A 20,965-nucleotide genomic window follows, 5' to 3' on the forward strand; every position below is an offset into this window, starting at 1 on the left:
TCGGACACTTTTGCACAAGCATCCGAACGACCTCAATTGGCCTCACCTGCGACGTGAGGCTGCGAACACAACGATCCCCGGGAGGTATCAACATGATCAAATATCAACCAAAAACTGCTGTGCTGGCAGCGGCAACACTATCCTGCTTTGTTGTGACCAGCAATATTGCAATGGCCGAGACACGAGAGTTCAACGCCAGCAACTGGTTGCCGGAAAGCACCGCTCTGGTGAAAAACGGTTACATCGAATGGGCCGAGGATCTCGAGAAAAGATCAGGGGGGACCTTGAAGGCCAATGTGTTCACCGGATCTGTCCTGCTGCCCCCGGCCTCACATCTTACCGGTATTCGAGATGGCGTGGTCGATGTCGGGTATCATGCCGGCACCTACACACCTGCTGATCTGCCGCTGGACAATATCCTGGCACAGGTTGCGATCAGCTATTCCGACAACTTTGTTGCTGCTCTGGCCATAACTGATCTGAACATCAACAATGCGGACCTTCAGGCTGAGTGGGCATCGCACAACATCGTCTTTGGTGGTGGTTACGCGACAATTCCCTACCGGCTCTTTTGCACCGAACCGGTTACCTCGCTTGAAGATATTGCAGGTAAAAAAATGCGGATGACGGGGTCCGTTCACTCCGACTGGGCAAAAAGCGTCGGAGCGATCCCTGTCAACGTGCCATCAAGCGAAATGTACAGCGGTCTCGAGAAAGGGCAGCTCGATTGCGCATCCAATACGATTGAACAGCTCAAAACAAGTTCGCTTTGGGATGTCTCCAAGCACACCTCGATGGTTGAGCTGGGAATTTATTACGCAGGCTATCATTACGGGATCAACAGAGACTTCTGGTCTTCCCTCACGAGCGAACAGCGGCGTACGATGCTGGACAGTTTTTCGCTATCCATTGCGCGCACGATGATCGGATACACAGCGGCAGGTGAAGCAGTTGCAGCAGAAGCATTGGAGCAAGGTGTAACGCTCCATGAGCCTGACGCCGATCTGGCTCAGTCTATTACAGACTACAAAGAGATCGCCCGGCAAACAGCCTTGGAAGTTGGCAAGGAAAAGTTTGGCGTCGACAATGCCGAAGAGCTGATTTCAGCATTTGAAGCCTCAATCTCCAAATGGGAAGAGCTTCTGGCAGACGTTGATCGCACCGATGAAGACGCCTTGGCCAGCCTGATACAGTCAGAGATCTACGACAAAGTTGACGCAGACAAGTATGGCTTGAAATAGGACCAGCGGGCGATCGGATCAAATCGATCTGATTGCCCGCTCTGGGAGCGATTCACAATGCAATTGGTGTTGAACCGGTTCAGCTGGTTTCTATCGTACATCGCGATGGCATGCTTGTTACTCATGATGCTTCAAGTGGTTGCCGATGTGGTGCTGAAATACGTCGCCAATGCACCGATCGAGAACAACCTTGAGATCGTGTCCTTTTACTACATGGTCGCTGTTGTGTTCTTGCCATTGGCAATGGTCGAAATGAGGCATGAGCATATCAATGTAGATTTGTTCTACCGTATGCTGCCTCGCCGCCTACAGACAATTGTGTACAGCTTGGCTTCGGTTGCGGCGGCCTCGTTCTTCGGAATTTTGGCCTACCAAACCGCGATTGACGCGGTGCGGGCAACTCATATCGGTGAGGTGATGATGGGTACTTCCCTGGTACCCATCTGGCCGAGCCGATGGTTTCTCCCCATAGGCCTTTCTGCGACTGCCCTGATCTGCCTGAACCACGCGTTTCAAGCCGTGGTGAATCCCCATTTTGATCCAGAGCCCGAGACTCCGGAATTGACAGAAGACGAAACGAAATGAGTAACTTGGTTATCGGGTTCACCGGATTGGGTATTGGCCTGTTGTTGATGGTGTTTCGCGTTCAGATCGGCGTTGCTCTCGGTCTCATCTCTTTTTTCGGAATTGCCGCTATCCTCAACATGAAAGCAGCTTGGGGAATTGTAACAGCGGTCCCGTATAGCTTTGTCGGAGACTGGAATCTCTCTGCCGTGCCGATGTTTTTGTTGATGGGTTATGTCGCCTCCTCGGCCGGTTTGACCGCGGGGTTGTTTCGCTTCATGAGGCTCCTCCTCTCGCGACTGCCGGGCGGTCTGGGTGTTGCAAGTGTTGGTGCTTGCGCGCTGTTTGCGGCGGCATCCGGTTCAAGTGTTGCAACATCCTCGGCGATGGCACGTATCGCAACTCCGGAGATGCTCAAATATAAATATGAGCCTGGGCTCGCAAGCGGTGTAATTGCAGCATCGGGAACACTCGGCTCGCTTATACCACCAAGCATCTTGCTGGTTCTTTACGGCTACTTTGCAGAAGTCTCTATCGCAAAATTATTCGTAGCGGGTTTTTTGCCCGGCATCCTGTCGGCCGCACTTTACATGGGCATGATCGTAGCGCGTGCTTCCTCAAATCCAGAGCTTGCACCGCCGCTCAAAGAACACCCGCATATGCGGGAGATTTTTGAAGCCTTGAGAGAAGTTTGGCCGCTCCCGGTTCTAATCGGGGGCGTCCTCGCGGGTATATTTATTGGCGTCTTTACACCAACAGAAGCAGGCGCAGTCGGAGCATTTCTGGCTTTCCTTATCGCGGCACTAAGAGGAAGTTTGTCAATGGCCGTGGCCCAGGAGGCCATGATGCGTACCCTCTCGGGAACAGCCGGTATTTTTATCGTTGTGATCGGAACCGTGTTGTTGACGCGATTTGTCGCCCTGGCCGGTGTTCCGACGTATTTGGCGGAACTCATGCTGAGTATCAGCCATAACCCTTTGATAATCATTCTGGTGATTGCCGGAATGTATGTCTTGCTTGGCATGTTTGTTGACTCGATCGGTCTCCTGCTTCTGACGCTTCCAATAATCCTGCCAGTGGTCAATGAAGCCGGAATGGACCTTATTTGGTTCGGCATCATAGTGATCAAGTTACTCGAGATAGGGCTGGTAACGCCTCCGGTTGGCTTGAACGTATATGTCATCAAAGGTGCGCTTGGAAACCTGGTTAGCCTTCAGGCGATATTTCGCGGCATTTGGTGGTTTATACTGATGGACATCGCGGCCTTTGCACTTATCGTCGCGTTTCCGCAAATTTCTCTCTTCCTGCCATCACTGATGTGACTCATGGTCTGGCCGTGTTGGCTGGCGTGTCCTCCTCGGGTGGTCCGGTTTGAGGGTCCGTGCATCGAGGGTTTTTTGTCTAGCAGATCGGATGCGTCGCCTGCTCGGTGACTATCTCAGTGCGAGCTTGTCTGTCGCTTCCGCGCTAATTGTACATGGCGTTGGGCAGTATCAGCGCGATTTCGGGTACGATAACGAGGATGATCAGGGCGATTGCCATGGCGAGCCAGAACGGCATGATGCCGGCGAAGATGGTCTCGATCTTCACATCCGGCACGATGCTCTTGACGACAAAGACATTGACGCCGATTGGCGGCGAGATGAGGCCCATCTCCAGGACGATCACCATGATCACGCCAAGCCAGATCGGGTCGAAACCGAGCGAGACAACCAGCGGAAAAACAATCGGCAGCGTGATGACCAGCAGCGACAGGCCCTCGATGAACATGCCGAGCACCACGTAACCGAACAAGATGATCGCCAGCGTCCCATAAGCACCGAGCGCCAGTCCGGTCATGGCGCCGGCAATGGTCTCCGGCAGGTGGGACAGGGCGACGAAGGGTGCGAACACATTGGCACCGATGAGAATGAAGAATGCCATGCCCGTGGTGCGCAACGTTTCGGCGCTGGCGCCCCAAAGGGTGCGCAGGGTACATTTGCCGCGGGCGATCAGCATTATGAGGGCAAAGCAGGCGCCGACCCCGGCTGCCTCGACGGGCGTGAAGAAGCCGGTATAGATGCCGCCGATGGTAATTATGATGATTGTCAGTATGCCGGTGGCGCGAAACATGCTTGTGAGTTTTTCGCGCAGGTTGAAGACCGGCCCCCTGGGTCCTTCTTCCGGCGTCAGCAGGGTGACCAGCGCAATGGCCACAAGGAAGAGGCTTGTCAGCAGCAGGCCGGGCAGGACGCCCGCCATGAACAAGCGGCCGATGGATTCCTCGGTGAGCACCGCATAAATGACGAAGCCAGTGGATGGCGGGATCAAAATGCCCAACGTGCCGCCGGCGGCGATCGAGCCGGTGGCCAGCCGCTCGCCGTAACGGTAGCGCCGCATTTGCGGGTAGGCGACCTTGCCCATGGTGACCGCAGAGGCAATGGATGAACCGGACAGGGCGGCAAAACCGGCGCAGCCGAGAATGGTGGCGGCGGCCAGTCCGCCCCGTAGATGACCGATCAGCCGATAGGCAGCGTCGAACAGGTCACGGCTCAGTCCGGCGGCGGAGGCGAGGTTGCCCATCAGGATGAACAGCGGAATGATCGACAGTTCGTAGACCGTCACCGTCGCAAAGGCCTGACCGCTCAGCGTATAGGCAGCCGCCTGGAAACCGGACAGCAGGAACGTGCCGGCAAAACCGACGATCAGCAAGGCGATGGCGACGGGGGTTCCGATGGCCATCAAGGCAAACAGGACGCCGAAGCCGGCGAGCCCCAGCAGTTCAGTGCTCATGGCGCCCGCTTTCGGTCAAAAGCAACACAGCTGACAGGGCGCCGCCGGCTGCAATGGCGTAATAGGATGTGTCGAGCGGCAGCTGGAGCAACAGGGTGGTTTCGGCAAACCGGGCGGCTTCCCGGGCGTTGAGGAAGGCGCGCCAGGCGAGATAGCCCATCATCACCGCGCCCGCGAGTGAAACGGCCAGGTCGACCGGCCGGCGCAAGCGGTCCGGAAAGAGGGCGACCAGCGTGGTGATGGCGATCACCCGGCCGGCAAGGACGCAAAGCGGCAGACTGATCGATACGGCAATCGACAGAATGACCTGGGTGTAATCATTGGCACCGAAAATCGGCGCGTCGAACAGCGAACGCAGAAGCGCATCGCTGACGGACAGGAACATCATCGCGAATATGGTAATGCCGCCACATGCAATCAGCGGTGCCTCTACCCACTGCCGCCAGCCGCCCGGATCACCTGGCTGGCTGGTGCTCTCCCTGTCGCCGGACATGCCCTATTGCCCGGAGAATCCGGCTATGATCTTGCGGGCGTCGGTGCCTGTTTCCTTGGAGGTCTTTTCGATCAGCGCATCAAGCGCGTCGGCCATCGCGGCCCGGAAATCGGCATCGGCTGCGCCGTCGATCTCGATGATTTCGACGTCGCTGTCGCGGGCAAGCTGGATGCCGGCCTGGCCTGCTTCATAAAAGGCCTTTGCCCCGCGAAGACTGAGGTCGCGACCGATCAGTTCGCTGAGTTTCGCCTTGTGTTCGTCGCTCAGGCCGTCCCAGCTCTGCTTGTTCATCAGCAGATAGAAACTGTCGACTGCGGAGGGGATATTCACGGTGGCATATTTGCCGATTTCATTGAGCTTGTAGGAGCGAATGCCCGACGGCCCGATCATGACGGCGTCGATTACGCCCGTGTTCATGGAGTTATAGATGTCGGGCGTTGGCATGGAGACCGGAATACCGCCCCAGGCCTTCACCACTTCGGCCATGACCGGATTGGGCGTGCGGATCTTGAGCCCCTCGATATCAGCCAGCGTGCGGACCGGTTTGTCGCGGGTGATCAGCACCGATGGGTTATTGGCCCAAAGGCCGAGCAGCTTGGTCTCGGCATATTCGTCTTCAATGGCTTCAAGATTGTCCCATAGTGCATTGGTGGCCTGCTCACCGCTCGCAAACAGGCCGGGCATGTGGATCATCACGGTCTTGTCGAACTGGGTTGGCGTATAGGCCGGGATGCCGAAGACAATGTCCGCAACGCCGGTGACGACGCGTTTATACTGCTGCACGGGACCTTTGCCGAGTTCCCCGGCCGGATAGATACGGATGGTCAGCTCCCCGCCGGTCACCTCGGCCAGCTCTTCCGACAGAGGCGTCATCACGCCGCGGTCCATCGGATGCATCGGCGGCATGAAATGCGCCGCCTTCAGTTCGCCGGCGGAGGACACGCTGGCGACTGGCAGGACCGCGGAAACAGCAACGGCCACGATTGCGATCATGGCGCATTTCAGGCCTCGTACAGACTTCATACCAATCCCTCCCAGAACTCATTATGTATAATTAACAATGGTAGTTATCTATGTTAACGAGATAATCGGCATTGACGGCGAAGCTGTCAACTGCGTTTGCAGCGGAAATCGGAGGGAGACACCTTGCAAGATTTCACACTCCACAACCGTATCGGATACAAGGTGACCCGGCTGGCCCGGCTGATGGAGGCGCGTCTTGAAAAGCAGATTGGCGAGTATGGCATCACGCGGCTGATGTGGTGCGTTCTGCGTGGGGTCGGCATGGAGGGTGTAACAACGCCATCGGGGCTTGCAAGCTATATCGGCATTGCCCGGCCGGCAGTCTCCCGGCTCTTGAAATCCATGGAGCAACGCGGCCTGCTTCAACGCAATGGTATTGATCGTGATGGCCGGGTAACCGAGGTGCATCTGACCGATGAGGGCAGGCGGCTCATGGAGGCCTGTCACGGGCTGGTCCGGGAGCTGAACTCGCATTTTTCCGAAAAGCTCGAGCCGCTGGCTTACGACAGTTTCATGCAAACCATCGACCGGTTGACGGAAGGCGAAAATGCCACGCTGATGCGGCTTTGACTGGGCATTCAAATTCAAACACGGCCGATGCGTTGCAACCTGTCATCCGCCTGACGGACGCCGGATATGTGGCGGGCTGGCGAACAGTCATTCTAGTGCCGGCTGAGGGACCGATTGTCGGATGCTGCAATGGTAAGGCCCGACCGCCTGGAACTGTCGAGCCCCAGCGGGCAGACGCGCCCGTTTGAGAAGGATTGGCAAGGCCTGCACATTCTAACCGGTTGCACGCACCCTGATCATATCAGCGGCCTTTTCGGCGATCATGACCACCGGAGAAGCCGTATTGCCGGAGACGATCCGTGGCATGATCGACGCGTCGACGACCCGCAGGCCGTCCATCCCGTGAACGGTAAGATCGGCGTCAACGACGGCCATCGGGTCCGCGCCCATCTTGCAGGTGCCGACGGGATGGAAGATCGTCGTACCGATGTTTCCGGCCTGCTCGACCAGTTCGTCGTCACTTTGATGGCGCGGACCGGGCAGGATCTCTTCCGGTTCATGGCGCGCGAGGGCCTTTGCCGTCATGATCGTGCGTGCCTGACGCAGTGCTGCCACGGCCACGGTCTGATCGGCCGCGGCTGAGAGATAGTTCAGTCGAATTTCCGGCTGTTGCTCAATATCGGTAGATGCCACATGGCATGTGCCGACACTTTCTGGCCGCAGGTTGCAGACCGAAACGGTGATCGCCGGGAAGGGATGCAACGGATCGCCCAGCCGGTCGGTGGAAAGCGGCTGGACGTGATATTCAAGGTCCGGTGTTGCCCTCGAGGGGTCCGATTTGGTGAACATTCCGAACTGGCTCGGCGCCATCGACATCGGTCCGCTTCGGGTCAGGAAATATTGCAATGCGATGCCGGCCTTGCCGATCAGGCTGCCCGCCCTGGTGTTCAGGGTATCAGCATTCTTGACCTTGAAGACGGTTCTGAGCTGCAGATGATCCTGCAGGTTCTCGCCAACGCCCGGCAATGCGTGGTGCACATCGATGCCGAGCGCCTGCAGTCGCCCGGGCTGGCCGATGCCGGAATGCTCAAGAAGCTTGGGTGTATTGATCGCGCCGGCGGCCAGGATCACCTCTGCCTTGGCGGTGACGGAAAAGCTCTGGCCACCGCGCCGGTAAGTTACGCCGACCGCACGCTTGCCTTCAAAGCGGATGGCTTGCGTCATTGCGCCGGTCACAACGCGAAGATTGTCCCTTTTCATCGCCGGGCGAAGGAAGCCCTTGGCCGTGTTCCAACGCACGCCGCCTTTCTGATTGACCTCGAAAAAGCCGGACCCTTCATTGTTGCCATTGTTGAAGTCGTCGCGCGGCATGATGCCGAATTCCTTCGCACCCTCCTGAACGGCGCGAAGAATGTCCCAGGAAAGCCGTTGCTGCGCGACCTTCCATTCCCCGCCGGCGCCGTGCATCGGTGTCGCGCCGCGGTAATTGTCTTCGGATTTGAGGAAATAGGGCAGGACGTCGTCCCAACCCCAGCCGACATTGCCGGTCTGGCGCCAATGGTCGTAGTCGGCTGCCTGGCCGCGCATATAGATCATGCCGTTGACCGAAGAGCAGCCGCCGAGCACCTTGCCGCGTGGATAGACGAGGCTGCGGCCATTGAGGCCCGGTTCCTCCACGGTCCGCATCATCCAGTCGGTGCGCGGATTGCCGATGCAATAGAGATAGCCGACGGGAATATGCACCCAGTGGTAATTGTCGGAACCGCCCGCTTCGAGCAGGAGCACCCGTTTTGACGCATCCGCGCTCAGCCGGTTGGCGAGCACGCAGCCGGCCGTGCCGGCGCCGACGATGACATAGTCATAAGTGCCGTCGTCCCTAATTGTCTGATGGTCCGCCAAGCCCCGCTCCACATGTCTTTCGTGCCTTGCGACGATCCGGCGGATCGTCGCGACAGCCCATCATGGAGCAGGCAATCCCTCCGGTCGATAGGCAATCCTGTCGAATTCGTAAGGCTTTGGTCGTATCCGTCGCCGGCGGATGGCGACAAACGAAAACACTAGCAGTGGCTGCCGGGGCAGGGCCGGTTTTAAGGCTGCCTAACGGATGCGCCCGCCTTGCTCATCGAAGAGGAATGCACGTTCGGCGGGGATGAAGGTTTCGAAATTCTCGCCTTCCTTGCTGGTGCGGTCGTCGCGCAAGCCGATGATCAGCCGTTCGCCGCTTTCGGATTCTGCGTAACGGTAGGCGATATCGCCCAACTGCTCCACCAGTTCGCACTGCAGTTTGATCTGAGCGCCGGGGCAGCTTTCAAAGGAAAAGTGTTCCGGCCGCACGCCGAGCGTGATGGTCTGGTCCTTTGAGAGTGCCTTGGTCTCAACCTTTTTGGTCAGTTGCGCCGAGCCCAGAGACGGCAGCGTCACGGTGACGCCGGCTTCGCTGATTTCCGACACAGTTGCCGGCACAAAGTTCATTTTCGGCGCGCCGATAAAGCCGGCCACGAACTGATTGTCGGGATCGTCAAACAATTCCAGCGGCGTTCCGACCTGTTCAATAAGACCGGACTGCAGGACGACGATTTTGTCGGCGAGCGTCATCGCCTCAACCTGATCGTGGGTGACATAGACCATCGTCGCGTCCAGCCGCTTGTGCAGGCGTTCAAGCTCGAAGCGCATATGGACCCGCAGTTCCGCGTCGAGATTGGATAGCGGTTCATCGAAAAGGAAGACTTCAGGATCGCGGACAATAGCCCGGCCGATCGCAACGCGCTGGCGTTGACCACCCGAAAGGGCGGCGGGTTTACGGGCAAGATAATCCTCGATATGGAGAATCTTCGCCGCCGCGTCGACGCGGCGGGTGGCTTCCGCCTTGTCCATGCCGTTTGCTGTCAGCGCGAAACTCATATTTTGCTCGACCGTCATGTGCGGATAGAGCGCATAGGACTGGAAAACCATGGCGACGTTGCGGTCGACTGGCGCAAGATGAGTGACCTCGCGGTCGCCGATCCAGATTTCGCCCTCGCTTGTTTCCTCCAGCCCGGCAATCATGCGCAAAAGCGTGGACTTGCCGCAGCCGGACGGGCCGACAAAAACCGCGAACTCCTGATCCTCGATCGTCAGATCGACACCGTGGATGACCTGTTGCGTGCCATACCGTTTTTTGACGTTGTTCAGGCGAATTCCAGCCAAAGCGCACCCTCCCTTGGCAGCTTGACCCAGAAAGGGCCGTCAAGCCGCCGCGCATTACCTTGTATGTTCTCGTTTTGCGGCCTCGGTCCGTTGTGAGGCCGGTTTGTTGCCGCCGGATCTTGTCGGCGCCCGATCATTTTCCCGCTCCGCTGGTCAGGCCGCCGACAAGCCAGCGCTGGAAGAACACAGCGAGCAGGTAGATGGGCAGCATGGCGGCAAGCGATGCGACGGCAATCTGTCCGAACCGGAGCTGGCGATCGCCCTGAAACAGCGACAGGCCGATGGGCACGGTCTGGGTGTCTTCGCTGCGGGCCAGAAACGATGCGAAGAGAAACTCGTTGTAGCTCAAGATCAGGCAGATGATGCCGGTGCTGGCTATGCCGGGCATAAGCAGCGGAATGACGATGGAGCGAAGCGTGCGCCAATAGCTGATCCCGTCAACCCTGGCGGCTTCTTCAATTTCCGTCGGCAAACGCCTGATGAATGAGGACAGCAACCAGAACGCAACCGGCAGGTTCATGACGCCGTAGACGATGATCATGCCGAGATGGGTATTGACGAGCCCCAGGCTTTTCAGAAGGAAGAAGAGGGGAAACAGCGCGACGATTGGCGGCGCGACATAGGTTCCAAGGATGGTCGCTGGCAGCCAGGACTTGCCAAGGCCGAAGCGCACGATTGCGTGCGTGGCCGGGACGGCAATGATCAGCGTGAAGGCGGCACCACAGGTCGCGACAATGGCGGAGTTGCGCAGATATTTGGCAAGCGCGACGGATTCAAATGCCGCTGGATAGTTTTGCCAGAAAAGAACAGTTGGAAAAATATCGCCGGTAGAGATGTCAGCCTGCCCCTTGAGCGACACCAGCGCCATGAAGATGACGGGAAAGGTGAAGAAAGCCAGAACGACCACAATGAGCGGGACATAATATCGACGCTTCATGACAGCTTCTCCTCGGATTTGTCATGCGCAACCGTGAACGGCACGGTGGCAAGACCCACGACGAGCGCAAACATCAGCGTTTGGGCTGCCGCCAGCCCGATATCGAACTGCTGCACGGCGACGCGGTAGATGTAAAAGCTGGAGACCGTTGTGGCTTGTCCCGGGCCGCCTGCGGTGAGAACGAAAATCAGATCGAACACCTTGAACGAAATGACCAGTTTCAACACCGCAATGCCAAGAAGCGCGGGTAGAAGCATCGGCAGCGTGATGTAACGGAAGACCGTCCAGTTGGATCGTACGTCCAGACGCGAGGCCTCGAAGACTTCCCTCGGCAAAGTCTGCAATGCGGCATAAACCATCAGTGCGACGAACGGGCTCCACTGCCACACATCGACAGTCAGAACCGAGGCAAAGGCCGATGATGGATGGCCCAGAAAGCTGACCGGCGAAGAAATTATCGACAGATCGCTGAGCACGGCGTTCAGCCAGCCGCCCTGCGGCATAAGGATCAGCTGCCACATGATCGCGGCGGTGACCGGCGGTGTCAGAAGCGGCAGCAAAATAAGGGTTCGAATGAGGTCGCGCCCCCGGACCGCTTTGTCGAGAAGCAGCGCGACGGCGGTGCCCAGCAACATTGCGGTTGCCGTCGATAAAAGCGCCAATAGGGCAGAGCGCCACACGGAGCCGACAAACAGCTCGTCAGACAATGCGTCGGCAAAGTTCGCAAGGCCCGTCCATTCCTGAAAGGGGCGTGCGAGGCTGCTGTCCGTCAGGGCAAGCGCGATCAGATAAACGAAGGGATAGAGGGCAAAGACGCCGATGCCCATGATCATGGGCATCGCCGCAAGCCAAGCGATGTGCCGCCCCGTACGCAATGATTTGCGCGGGGCGGCGTTCAGTTCAGATGCCGTGTTTGGCAATGGAGGATTCCCTGTCCTAGCCCAGGATCTTTTCCCAGGAAGCCTGGGTATCCGTCATTGCCTGTTCGGCGGTCTTGTTGCCGGCCAGCATGAGGCCAAGCTCGTCCGTCAACGACTGCATCAGTTCCGGCGATTCCGGATTGCGCGGCCAGGGGAAGGCATCCATGATCGCCTGCTCGACAACTTCGCCCTGTTTCGGTGCGAATTCCTTGTAAGCAGGAATTGCGGAGCGCCGTGTTGGATCGACACCGGTCTTGTTGTTGGTCAGAACCGACAGGTGGAAATCCTTGGACGAGGCCATCTTGACGAATTCCCAAGCCATGTCGCCATCCTTGGCGCCGGTGGAGGCGCCGAATCCAAAGCCGGCATTCATCGCGGGACGGTGGACCTTGTTCGATCCGCCCACCGGCATGGGGACGACACCCCATTTGCCGACGATCTTGCTCTGCTCCGGATCTTCAGCCCAGGTGCCCATATCCGTCCAGAACTCGATCATGCCGGCCTGACCGCCAAGGAACAGCGGTATGGAGTTGCCGAATGCCGTCTCCAGCGGTGTCGGTGTGGCATGCGGCGCTGCATCGAGCATGGCCTGTGCCGCAGCGATCGCTTCATCGGTCGCCATGGTCGGTTTGCCATCTGCATCCATGAAGTCGCCGCCAAAGCCTCCAAGCCGGTTGGCATAACTTGACCCGATAATGACGGGAACCTGTTGCGCAAGGATCAGTGCGCCATAAATGCCGTTGTCCTTCTCAGCGGCAGTGATTGTTTCGGCCGCGTTCCGGTAATCGTCCCATGTCTTCGGCGGTTTGAGGCCATGCTTGTCGAACAGTTCCGTGTTGTAGAACAGGACATGCGTGTCGCCGTCATAGGGCAGGCCGTAACGGCGATCGCCAACAAGCGTGTAGGTGTCGTAGAGGGAGCCGAGGAAGTCGTCGGGATCGATGACGCCCTTGTCCGCCTCAATCCTGTCGGTGATGTCGGCCAGCACGCCGTCTTTCACCATGGCTTCAATATCAGTGTAGAAATATTCGAATACGTCGAATTCATTGGTGCCGGAGACTACATCGAGCGTTGCCTGTGCACGAAGCTGATCGTAAGGAATCGGAACGCCTTCGACCTCAGCGCCGGTCAACTCGGCAAAGCCTGCCGACAACGGGTCAATTGAACCCGCATGCGGCTGGTTGATCATGACTTTCAGCTTCTTGCCGGAGTAGTCCATCGCCCGCAGCCGCGTTACGAAGGCCGGGTTGGCGAGCAACGGCGCCGCCAGGGCCGCTGAAAGCGCGCCCCGTGTGAACGTTCGGCGGGTTATGCCGTTTTTTGTCTTCTCGATCTGTTTGAGATCCTTTTGTGTGACCTTTGTCATGGTTTCCTCCCTTTGGATCAAACGGTTCGGGTTTTTCGGATCCGGCGTCCTCAGCGCCGGTTCCCTTTTGCGATTTCAATAATCACAAAATGCCAGAGACGCCTCATTCTCCGATGTACATGCTGACGGCCTTTGTCTCGAGGAAAGCCTCAAGGCCTTCAATTCCAAACTCCCGTGCCCAGCCGGATTCCTTATAACCGCCGAACGGCAGGTTCGGGTCGAAGACGCCGAAGGCGTTGACCCAGACCGCGCCGGCCCGAACACCGTGGGCGATGCGGTGTGCGCGTCCGGAATCTCCCGTCCAGATCGATGCAGCCAGCCCATAATCCGTGTCGTTGGCCTGCTGAAGAATGGCTTCATCGCCATCGAACTTCATCGCGCAAAGCACAGGGCCGAAGATCTCATCGCGTGCGATGCGCGAATCCTGTTTCATGCCGGTTAAAACGGTTGGTGAATAGAAATAGCCCCTGTCGCCTTCCCGGCCGCCACCGCTAAGGACCGAAACGCCCTCATTGCGGGCTTCGTCGACCAGCGAGCTGACCCGTCCAAGCTGAACCGAAGACATAAGCGGTCCAAGCTGGCTGGCTTCGTTCATTGCACAGCCGAGTTGCATGTCCTCGCCGATCTTGACGATGCCCTCGACAACCCGATCGAAGACGCTTTCTTCCACGTAGAGACGCGAGCCGGCATTGCAGACCTGTCCGGAGTTGCCGAATATGGCCGCGGCAGCGGTTGGTATCGCCCGGTCCATATTGGCATCGGCAAAAATGATGACCGGCGATTTGCCGCCGAGTTCCAGCGTCAGCCGTTTGAGATTGGATGTGCCGGAGGCCTCGACAATGCGGCGGCCGATCTCCGTTGAGCCGGTGAATGTCACCTTGTCGACACCAGGATGCGCGGCCAGCGCAGCACCGGTGGTGTGGCCAAGACCCGTCAGCACATTGACCGCGCCTGCCGGGAATCCGGCCTCAGCAGCCAGTTCGGCAAGACGCAAGGCCGATAGCGGTGTCTGCTCGGCCGGTTTCAAGACAACTGTGCAGCCGGCAGCAAGGGCCGGTGCAATCTTGAACGCAGCTTGAGCGAACGGAAAATTCCACGGGATAATACCGGCGACAACGCCAACCGGTTCGACGCGAGTGTAGGCGTGAAACGCCTCGGGGTTCAGTGCCAAATCGAGGGTGGAGCCCTTAATCTTCGTCGCCCAACCGCCATAATAACGAAAAACCTCGGCAGAAAAAGGGATATCGAGCGCTTTGGCGATGCTGACCGGTTTTCCGGTGTCGAGGCCCTCCAGTTCGGCAAGCTCGTCAAGGTTTTCATAGATGAGATCGGCCATCTTGAAGAGACAGGCCGCACGTGCGGCCGGCACCATTGCCGACCATTCGCCTTCGAACGCCCGACGTGCGGCATCCACAGCAGCGTCGACATCGGCCTGATTGGCCGCCGGCACCTCGGCCAGGATTGTTCCAAGCCCGGGGTCCTCGCTTTCGATGGTTTCACTTGCGGCGCTATTGACGAACTCCCCGCCGATGAAGAGTTGCTTCGGCCTGTCCAGGAACGACCGTACGGCGGCGCTCATTGTGGACAACTCGTGATACAATACTGGCTTGTTCATCTTAAAATCCTGCTCCCGGGAATTGGGGTTTGCGTCCTTCTCAGAATTTGAACTGCGTTGCGGCGATTACTTTTTCATCGGGTGTAACGCCAAGGCCGGGGCCGTCGGGCAGCGTCACCTTGCCGCCGACCGGAACAAGATCCTCCACCACGATGTCATCGCGCAGCGGAGCAGCGGCGACGTCACGCAGAACAAGATCCGACCGTTCGCAGGCGGCCATGATGTGCAACATGGCGGCAAAGCCGAGATCGGAGCCGTAATGATGGGCCGAAACAGGCAGCCCTTCGGCATTGGCGATGCGTGCCGCGTCAAGTGCCGTGCCCATGCCGCCGCCCCGGCAGGGATCAGGCATCAGGTAATCGGCCAGTCCTTTTTCCGCGACATGGCGGTAGTGCGACAGGCGAAATGCATTCTCACCCCAGGCAAACGCAATATCCGGAAACTCGCTGCGAAGGCGGGCCTGTGCCTCAAAATCGTCACTGAGGACCGGCTCCTCGATCCAATAAGGGTCGACTTCGCCGAGCAGGCCGATCATCTTTCTGGCCCGCGGCAGGTCGAAGGCCTGGTTGGCATCGATCAGCAGGGCTATGTCAGGCCCGATTGCTTCGCGCACGGCGCGGGCGACGGCAATATCCTTGTCATCTCCGAAACCGACCCGGATTTTGACGGCACGGTAGCCGTCATTGATGGCATCGAGTGCGCCACGCACCGGATCATCGGCGCGCAGGCCCGTCGCATAACAATCGAATTCCTTCCGGCATATGCCGCCAAGCAGGCTCGCCACCGGTTGTGACAGCTCCTTGCCGCGCGCATCCCAAAGGGCCATTTCGACGCCGGAGATCGCCTGCGCGATCGCGCCCTCGGACCACATGCGGGTAAACGGGCGGGTGGCGGCAACCATCTTGTCGCGCAGCCGCAGCACATCGCTTGCGTCTTCGCCCTCAAGAAGCGGCGCCAACCCCTCTTCGATCGTTGCCGCCCGTTCCCGGTAGGTCCATGGGGGGAAGTTGATGGATGTCTCGCCCCATCCAGTGATGCCGCCTTCGGTTTCCACGCGGACGAGGCCAAAATTTCGATGCGTCAGTGATCCGCAGGAAAGTGGAATGGGCGCGGCGAGTTCCATTCGGCACAGGACATAGTGTACGCCCTTTATGCGCATCAAAGCTGCCTCCCTTTTTACATCGCAACCCGTGCTTTGGGTTGGCGTTTTAGGCTTGTTTAAAAAATCTTGTGACTTCTCATATCATGTGGTAGGACCACTGACAAGATGCATCGGAAATGTTACCTATCCACATGGTCTTGGAGGTGATCTGTGAGAAAATATTGATTCTCCAGTCACCAACTTTACCGCAGGAAAAACAGCATGGCTCAGGACCCATTTGAATTTGAAACGCTGCGGCGTGCGCCGCTTCCGGTTCAAGTTGCAGGCATGATCCGCGACCGCATCGAATCCGGCGCTATCGAACCGGATGCCCAATTGCCGAGCGAACGAAAGTTGAGCGAAACGTTCTCCGTTTCACGCGTTGCGGTACGGGAAGCGATTCAGCTTCTTCAGGCGCAAAGATATGTCGACGTGCACCATGGCAAGGGCATCTATGTTGTCGATCCTGCAGTGCGCAAAGCCTCATCACTGGACAATTGGCTGAGCGGCCGTGGGGAATCCCTTGGGATGATGGTTGAGATGCGCAGGATCGTTGAGTCGGGCATCGTGGAGCTGGCGGCAAAAAAAGTCACCTCCGAGGGTGCGCAACGGCTGATTGATCTGGCCAGGGAGCTTGAAACGGGGCCGCTCGAGGAGCTGTCGGAGATTGATGCCCGGTTTCATCGCGAGATCGCTTCGCTGACTGAAAATGTCCTCGTCATTGAGCTGCTGACCACATGCCTTGACCGCACCGAGCCTTTGAGAATGAGAACACTGCGCGACGGGCACGGCCGCGAACTGGCCGCCCGGGGACATATGGCCATTGCGCAGGCCATCGCGTCAGGAGATGCGGCGGCGGCTCGCAAGGCAATGGAAGAACATATGAACGATGCGATGCGCAGCATTTAGGTGCTGGTTCGCGAATGACAACTCACAAGCAGATAAGGGGAGTTAGATGGACTTTTCAAAGAAACGGACAACGATTACGCCGGCAGATGTTCTGGACGGTGCGCCCATGCAACAGGCCGACAAGGCAGTCCGCGACCTGAAACTAGTCTATCCGGATACCGGCCTTGATGCGCGGACACTGTGCATGGGACTGGTGGAGATCGATCCGGGTCACGCCTCGCCGATCCACCGTCACCACTGCGAGGAAGTCTATTATGTGCTTTCCGGCAAGGGCGAACTCGAGATCGATGGGGAAACGCATCCGCTGGTCGCCGGCGGCGCATCGCTTCAGCGCCCCAATCTGACCCATCGTGTTGTCAATACAGGTGACGAACCGCTGCGCCTCATTGTCGTGGGAGGCATCATGATGGTGCCGCTGTGGCCCGAATGGCCGACTGACTCACCCTATGAGGTTTTTGAAGGCGATACGGCGAACGCTTCCGCCTGATTCGCAAACTGGGGGCGATGGGAGACAGACGCATGTATGATTACGTTATCGTCGGCGGGGGTGTGGCTGGGTGCGTTATGGCATACCGGCTCAGCGAGGATCCGAATGTGCGGGTTGCCGTGCTGGAATACGGCAAGGGCAACAACGCCAAGAAAACCATCGTGAAAATGCCGCTCGGCATGGTCACCTTCATGATGCCGAACCTTGCCTTTCTTGGCGGCCCGAAAATGACCTACATGTACAAGGGCGAGCCGAACCAGGGACTGGGTGGCAATGCACTCGACCTGCCGAGAGGCAAGGCCGTGGGCGGCTCTTCGATGATCAACGGCATGATTGTCATTCGTGGTCAGTGGGAGGACTTCGACCATTGGGAAGAGCTCGGCGCGACGGGCTGGTCCCGCGATGAGATGAAGAACTATTTCATCAAGTCCGAGAATTTTGAAATCACCCATAATCCCGACTACACGCCCAATCACCATATGCAGGGCAAGCTTCTCAAGGACCTGGTGGACTACAGCTATCACGGCACGGGCGGACCCTATAATGTGGCGCCGCCGCGAAGCCCGAACCCGATGTGCGAGGTCTATTTCAAGGCCTGTCAGGAAGCCGGCTACAAGCTCAATCCCGACTTCAACGGTGAAGACCAGGAGGGGATCGGTTACCATTGGCTGCAGCAAAAGGGCGGCGAACGCTGGGGTATGCAATCGGGCTATGCGGCGCTGGCCGACAGCCGGTCGAATGTCGACTTCATTACCGAGGCCAAGGTTCTGAAACTGAATCTCGACGGCAAGCGTGTGACCGGTGTCGACTATGAGCAGGGCGGCCAGAAGAAGACGATCGAAGCCAAGCGCGATGTGATCATGGCGCTCGGCGCGTTCAATACGCCGCAAACGCTGATGATCTCCGGGATCGGCCCGGGTCATGAACTGGTCAAGCAGGGGATCGAGGTCAAACACGAATTACCGGGTGTCGGCCAAAACCTGCACGATCACCTGGACACCTGGGTCAAGCAGGAGGCAACCAATTACGAAACCTACGGTTTGTCACCGCGTGTTCTGCACAAGAATATCGGGCATGTCCTGAAATGGATTTTTGCCCGGCGCGGCGCCTTTACCTCCAATACGGCAGAGGCCGGCGGCTTCGTTAAATCCTATCCGGATGTCGAGCGCCCGGACCTACAGCTGTTCTTTTGCACGACGATCGCATCCGCTCAGGCGGCCGACAGTTTCTTCACCCATGGTTGGGCGATGCATGCGACGGACCTGAGGCCCCACTCGCGCGGCTTTGTCGGTCTCCACAGCGCCGATCCGCATGAACAGCCCCTGATCCAGCACAATTTCTGTCAGGACGACCGCGACATGAAGCGCCTGATCCGCGGGATCGAGATCATGCGCGAGATTACCGATCAGCCGGCATTCAAGGAGTATGTCGGTCAGGAGGTCGAGCCCGGCCGCGATCTACAGAGCGAAGATGAACTACGCGACTACATCAAGAGCCATTGCATGACGATGTATCACCCGACATCAACCTGTGCGATGGGCACCGGCAAGATGGCGGTGACCGATCCGCTGACGATGAAGTTGCACGGGCTCGAAGGGATCCGAGTTGTCGATGCATCCGTTTTCCCGGCGGTCACGTCGGGCAATACGATGGCCCCGACAGTGGCCGTGGCGGAACGTTCGGCAGATCTTATCCGCGCAGACAATGCGTGAAGCCGCCTCCCGGCGCCTGGGCCGGATTTGACCTTTTGGGGTCTGCCGGCCTCAGGCTGCGGGGGCGACATATTCCAGATCAAGGGCCGAGGCGGCGGAGCGAACGGTGCCTGCCGCGGCATTATCTGAATCATCCCTTTGCGCTGTGGTCACCGTTTCGGCCCATTGCATGATCGACGGCCAGCGATTGACAATGTCCGTGATCATCTCCTCGCCGCCATCGGGCGCCATGCGAAGCGACATGCAGGTCGGGTACCAAGGAACGTGATCCGTCCCGAGGAATATCTCCGAACTCTTCTTACCGATCTGGACAACCGGAACCCCTAGACCGGCCGCCAGGTCGGCGACCGAAACGCCGACGGATATGACAATGTCGCAGGCGCCGATCAGGCCGCAGGCGCCGACGAGGTCTTCCTTCTGGTCAAGATTGGCGTAGTGGTTGAGGTCGAGCCCGAGCTTCCTGATGTCGTCGACCTCGTCCTGTTCGCAGTCATACTGGACATTCAGGAAGACACTGTTGGGGATTGCCTGCAGCGGCACCAGTTGCGTGCGGTCGAGGAAGTAGCGGTTACGCGAAGCAACGACGTTTGAGGAACGCCAGCATACGCCGATCAAAGTCTCATCGGGCTTGATCGCCAGTTCCCGGCGCACCCGGTTCTCGGTCTCCGTGTAGCGCCTGATCCAAGGCACCTGTTTCTTTTCGTAATCGTCAACGGTCGGGCGGAAGATCGCCCCAAGCGAGCCGATCGGTATCTGGTAGTCGAAATCGGCGTAGGTTTCGTCGCCGCGGCATTCGGTTTCACCTTCATGCTCGATCTGTGCCCAGGGAAAAGAGCGGTCCCAGAGCGGCGAGAGTTTGGGTGAGCACTCGAACGTGACTGAGCCGCCCAGCGCCTCCAGCTCGGGCAGGATCGATGCATATCGCACTTCGTCGCCGATGCCCTGCTCGCGCCACACCAGAAGCTTCTTGCCCTTGATCGGTTCGCCCTGCCAGCGCGGCGCGTCGAATTTGCGCCGCTTGGATGGAAATTCCCTGCGCTCCCAGCGGGCTTCGTAGTTTTTGTAGCCTTCCGCGACGTCGCCGGTTTTGAACTGCAACAGGCCAAGATTGAAGCGGCCTGCGACATGGTCGGGGTTTTTGCCGAGCAGGTCCTGGTGATAGGCGATGCCTTCTTCAAGCTTGCCGGTCTCGGCATAAAGAAGGCCCAGCGATGTGACGCATTGCTCCTGGTGGATCGTATCGCGGCTGACCCATGGTTCGAGCGTCTCGATTGCCTCGTCATAACGGTCGTGGGTCTGAAGATAGCTCGCCCAGATATTGTCAAGCTCGGCCGTCTCGTCGAGTGTCAGGCCGGTCCGGTCTATGCGGTCGCGGTTGCTGGTGATGTAATCAAAATCCTCCAGCCGGGCGGCAATGTGCATGCGCTTCAGGCGAAGGCTTGGCGTTACCGTGTGGGCGGCCTCAAGCAGGGTGTCCATGACCTCCTCGGCCTTTTTGTAGTGCCGGCTGTCGATGAGCATATAGACAATGTTCAAGAGGGGCTCGATCTGCGTGCGGTCGCGCATATAGGCGCATTTGAACGCCACTTCGGCGGCGGGAAAGCGTTCGGCGTGGCGCAGCGCGATGCCAAGGTTCTTCCACGGATCGTAAAGATCGGGATTGGCCTTCGTGGCCTTCTTGAAGAGCTCGATAGATGCTTCAAGTTCCTTCATCTGCAACATGATGACGCCGAGCGTATTCATGATCATTGCGTCGTTGGGTTTTTGCTGGTGGGCCGCATAGACCTTGACCAGCGCGCCCTCAAGCTCCTTGCTGGCCGTCATGGCAAGCCCGTGGAGGTGCAGGAAATCGGGATGTTCGAAGCCCTGCGCTTCCAGCGCATCACACAGCGGCTTGCTTTCTGCGAACTGTCCGCGTTTTTGCAGCGCGTGGATTTTCTTCAGCAGTTTCTGCGGAGGCGCGTTCTTGTGAACGGGTTTGCGGGCGAGTTTCGTCATTGGCGCAGCCGACCGGTTTGCTCAGGCTTTGCGGGCGCAAGCGGATCGTATCTTGAAGCCTTTGTCCGGAGCTGAAGCAGCCAATCGTCCC

18 protein-coding genes are annotated in these 20,965 nt (G+C 58.4%); 7 read left to right on the plus strand and 11 right to left on the minus strand.

Features of this window, described 5'->3' with window-relative positions; genetic code table 11:
• The first annotated feature begins 92 nt into the window (after positions 1-92).
• Genes OQ273_RS23460 through OQ273_RS23470 form a run of 3 tightly spaced genes read left to right on the plus strand, consistent with a single transcriptional unit; the run spans position 93 to position 3,127 of the window.
• Complete coding sequence (locus OQ273_RS23460) at positions 93-1,241, plus strand: C4-dicarboxylate TRAP transporter substrate-binding protein (protein WP_267993529.1); 1,149 nt, start codon at positions 93-95, stop codon at positions 1,239-1,241.
• A 57-nt stretch (positions 1,242-1,298) separates the two neighbouring features.
• A complete protein-coding gene (locus OQ273_RS23465; RefSeq protein WP_267993530.1) occupies positions 1,299-1,826 on the plus strand; it encodes a TRAP transporter small permease in 528 nt (175 codons plus the stop codon).
• Positions 1,823-3,127, plus strand: a complete 1,305-nt coding sequence (locus tag OQ273_RS23470; RefSeq protein WP_267993531.1) for a TRAP transporter large permease — start codon at positions 1,823-1,825, stop codon at positions 3,125-3,127. The genes OQ273_RS23465 and OQ273_RS23470 overlap by 4 nt, the downstream gene beginning before the upstream one ends.
• A 145-nt stretch (positions 3,128-3,272) precedes the next feature.
• On the opposite strand, the gene OQ273_RS23475 is transcribed toward OQ273_RS23470, so the two are convergent.
• The 3 genes from OQ273_RS23475 to OQ273_RS23485 are packed head-to-tail and all read right to left on the minus strand — an operon-like array spanning position 3,273 to position 6,093.
• Entirely contained in the window at positions 3,273-4,577 is a 1,305-nt protein-coding gene (locus tag OQ273_RS23475) for a TRAP transporter large permease (protein ID WP_267993532.1), read from the minus strand.
• The gene (locus OQ273_RS23480; protein WP_267993533.1) at positions 4,567-5,070 is read right to left on the minus strand and encodes a TRAP transporter small permease; all 504 of its coding nucleotides are present in this window, start codon (positions 5,068-5,070) and stop codon (positions 4,567-4,569) included. The genes OQ273_RS23475 and OQ273_RS23480 overlap by 11 nt, the downstream gene beginning before the upstream one ends.
• A 3-nt stretch (positions 5,071-5,073) precedes the next feature.
• Positions 5,074-6,093 carry a TRAP transporter substrate-binding protein gene (locus tag OQ273_RS23485; protein WP_267993534.1) on the minus strand — a complete coding sequence of 340 codons (1,020 nt, stop codon included), beginning with the start codon at positions 6,091-6,093 and terminating at the stop codon, positions 5,074-5,076.
• Between the two features lie 123 nt (positions 6,094-6,216).
• Here OQ273_RS23485 and OQ273_RS23490 point away from each other — a divergent pair, with 123 nt between their 5' ends.
• Entirely contained in the window at positions 6,217-6,663 is a 447-nt protein-coding gene (locus OQ273_RS23490; protein ID WP_267993535.1) for a MarR family winged helix-turn-helix transcriptional regulator, read from the plus strand.
• 213 nt (positions 6,664-6,876) lie between these two features.
• On the opposite strand, the gene OQ273_RS23495 is transcribed toward OQ273_RS23490, so the two are convergent.
• The 7 genes from OQ273_RS23495 to OQ273_RS23525 all read right to left on the minus strand — a co-directional run bounded on the left by OQ273_RS23495 (position 6,877) and on the right by OQ273_RS23525 (position 15,786).
• Positions 6,877-8,484, minus strand: a complete 1,608-nt coding sequence (locus tag OQ273_RS23495; protein WP_425493439.1) for a GMC family oxidoreductase — start codon at positions 8,482-8,484, stop codon at positions 6,877-6,879.
• Between the two features lie 216 nt (positions 8,485-8,700).
• Positions 8,701-9,789: an ABC transporter ATP-binding protein gene (locus OQ273_RS23500; protein WP_271292130.1), complete on the minus strand. Its 1,089-nt coding sequence runs from the start codon at positions 9,787-9,789 to the stop codon at positions 8,701-8,703.
• Between the two features lie 133 nt (positions 9,790-9,922).
• Positions 9,923-10,726 carry a carbohydrate ABC transporter permease gene (locus OQ273_RS23505; RefSeq protein ID WP_267993537.1) on the minus strand — a complete coding sequence of 268 codons (804 nt, stop codon included), beginning with the start codon at positions 10,724-10,726 and terminating at the stop codon, positions 9,923-9,925.
• Complete coding sequence (locus tag OQ273_RS23510; RefSeq protein WP_267993538.1) at positions 10,723-11,646, minus strand: carbohydrate ABC transporter permease; 924 nt, start codon at positions 11,644-11,646, stop codon at positions 10,723-10,725. The genes OQ273_RS23505 and OQ273_RS23510 overlap by 4 nt, the downstream gene beginning before the upstream one ends.
• Positions 11,647-11,662: 16 nt before the next feature.
• Entirely contained in the window at positions 11,663-13,012 is a 1,350-nt protein-coding gene (locus tag OQ273_RS23515) for an ABC transporter substrate-binding protein (RefSeq protein ID WP_267993539.1), read from the minus strand.
• A gap of 103 nt (positions 13,013-13,115) precedes the next feature.
• Entirely contained in the window at positions 13,116-14,627 is a 1,512-nt protein-coding gene (locus OQ273_RS23520; protein ID WP_267993540.1) for an aldehyde dehydrogenase family protein, read from the minus strand.
• 40 nt (positions 14,628-14,667) lie between these two features.
• The gene (locus OQ273_RS23525) at positions 14,668-15,786 is read right to left on the minus strand and encodes a mandelate racemase/muconate lactonizing enzyme family protein (protein WP_267993541.1); all 1,119 of its coding nucleotides are present in this window, start codon (positions 15,784-15,786) and stop codon (positions 14,668-14,670) included.
• 204 nt (positions 15,787-15,990) lie between these two features.
• Here OQ273_RS23525 and OQ273_RS23530 point away from each other — a divergent pair, with 204 nt between their 5' ends.
• The 3 genes from OQ273_RS23530 to OQ273_RS23540 are packed head-to-tail and all read left to right on the plus strand — an operon-like array spanning position 15,991 to position 18,876.
• Complete coding sequence (locus OQ273_RS23530) at positions 15,991-16,677, plus strand: FadR/GntR family transcriptional regulator (protein WP_267993542.1); 687 nt, start codon at positions 15,991-15,993, stop codon at positions 16,675-16,677.
• A 46-nt stretch (positions 16,678-16,723) separates the two neighbouring features.
• Positions 16,724-17,164: a cupin domain-containing protein gene (locus tag OQ273_RS23535; RefSeq protein ID WP_267993543.1), complete on the plus strand. Its 441-nt coding sequence runs from the start codon at positions 16,724-16,726 to the stop codon at positions 17,162-17,164.
• A 32-nt stretch (positions 17,165-17,196) separates the two neighbouring features.
• Positions 17,197-18,876, plus strand: a complete 1,680-nt coding sequence (locus OQ273_RS23540; protein ID WP_267993544.1) for a GMC family oxidoreductase — start codon at positions 17,197-17,199, stop codon at positions 18,874-18,876.
• A gap of 51 nt (positions 18,877-18,927) precedes the next feature.
• On the opposite strand, the gene OQ273_RS23545 is transcribed toward OQ273_RS23540, so the two are convergent.
• Positions 18,928-20,874: a tetratricopeptide repeat protein gene (locus OQ273_RS23545; RefSeq protein ID WP_267993545.1), complete on the minus strand. Its 1,947-nt coding sequence runs from the start codon at positions 20,872-20,874 to the stop codon at positions 18,928-18,930.
• Positions 20,875-20,965: the final 91 nt, after the last annotated feature.

Origin of the sequence: Hoeflea prorocentri (assembly GCF_027944115.1) — a bacterium.
Lineage (GTDB): Bacteria > Pseudomonadota > Alphaproteobacteria > Rhizobiales > Rhizobiaceae > Hoeflea_A > Hoeflea_A prorocentri.

Excerpts from the sequence above, each read along its gene's own strand:
- OQ273_RS23460 (WP_267993529.1), top strand. The coding sequence starts at position 93 with ATGATCAAATATCAACCAAAAACTGCTGTGCTGGCAGCGGCAACACTA.
- OQ273_RS23465 (WP_267993530.1), top strand. The coding sequence starts at position 1,299 with ATGCAATTGGTGTTGAACCGGTTCAGCTGGTTTCTATCGTACATCGCG.
- OQ273_RS23470 (WP_267993531.1), top strand. The coding sequence starts at position 1,823 with ATGAGTAACTTGGTTATCGGGTTCACCGGATTGGGTATTGGCCTGTTG.
- OQ273_RS23475 (WP_267993532.1), bottom strand. The coding sequence starts at position 4,577 with ATGAGCACTGAACTGCTGGGGCTCGCCGGCTTCGGCGTCCTGTTTGCC.
- OQ273_RS23480 (WP_267993533.1), bottom strand. The coding sequence starts at position 5,070 with ATGTCCGGCGACAGGGAGAGCACCAGCCAGCCAGGTGATCCGGGCGGC.
- OQ273_RS23485 (WP_267993534.1), bottom strand. The coding sequence starts at position 6,093 with ATGAAGTCTGTACGAGGCCTGAAATGCGCCATGATCGCAATCGTGGCC.
- OQ273_RS23505 (WP_267993537.1), bottom strand. The coding sequence starts at position 10,726 with ATGAAGCGTCGATATTATGTCCCGCTCATTGTGGTCGTTCTGGCTTTC.
- OQ273_RS23515 (WP_267993539.1), bottom strand. The coding sequence starts at position 13,012 with ATGACAAAGGTCACACAAAAGGATCTCAAACAGATCGAGAAGACAAAA.
- OQ273_RS23520 (WP_267993540.1), bottom strand. The coding sequence starts at position 14,627 with ATGAACAAGCCAGTATTGTATCACGAGTTGTCCACAATGAGCGCCGCC.
- OQ273_RS23525 (WP_267993541.1), bottom strand. The coding sequence starts at position 15,786 with ATGCGCATAAAGGGCGTACACTATGTCCTGTGCCGAATGGAACTCGCC.
- OQ273_RS23530 (WP_267993542.1), top strand. The coding sequence starts at position 15,991 with ATGGCTCAGGACCCATTTGAATTTGAAACGCTGCGGCGTGCGCCGCTT.
- OQ273_RS23535 (WP_267993543.1), top strand. The coding sequence starts at position 16,724 with ATGGACTTTTCAAAGAAACGGACAACGATTACGCCGGCAGATGTTCTG.
- OQ273_RS23540 (WP_267993544.1), top strand. The coding sequence starts at position 17,197 with ATGTATGATTACGTTATCGTCGGCGGGGGTGTGGCTGGGTGCGTTATG.
- OQ273_RS23545 (WP_267993545.1), bottom strand. The coding sequence starts at position 20,874 with ATGACGAAACTCGCCCGCAAACCCGTTCACAAGAACGCGCCTCCGCAG.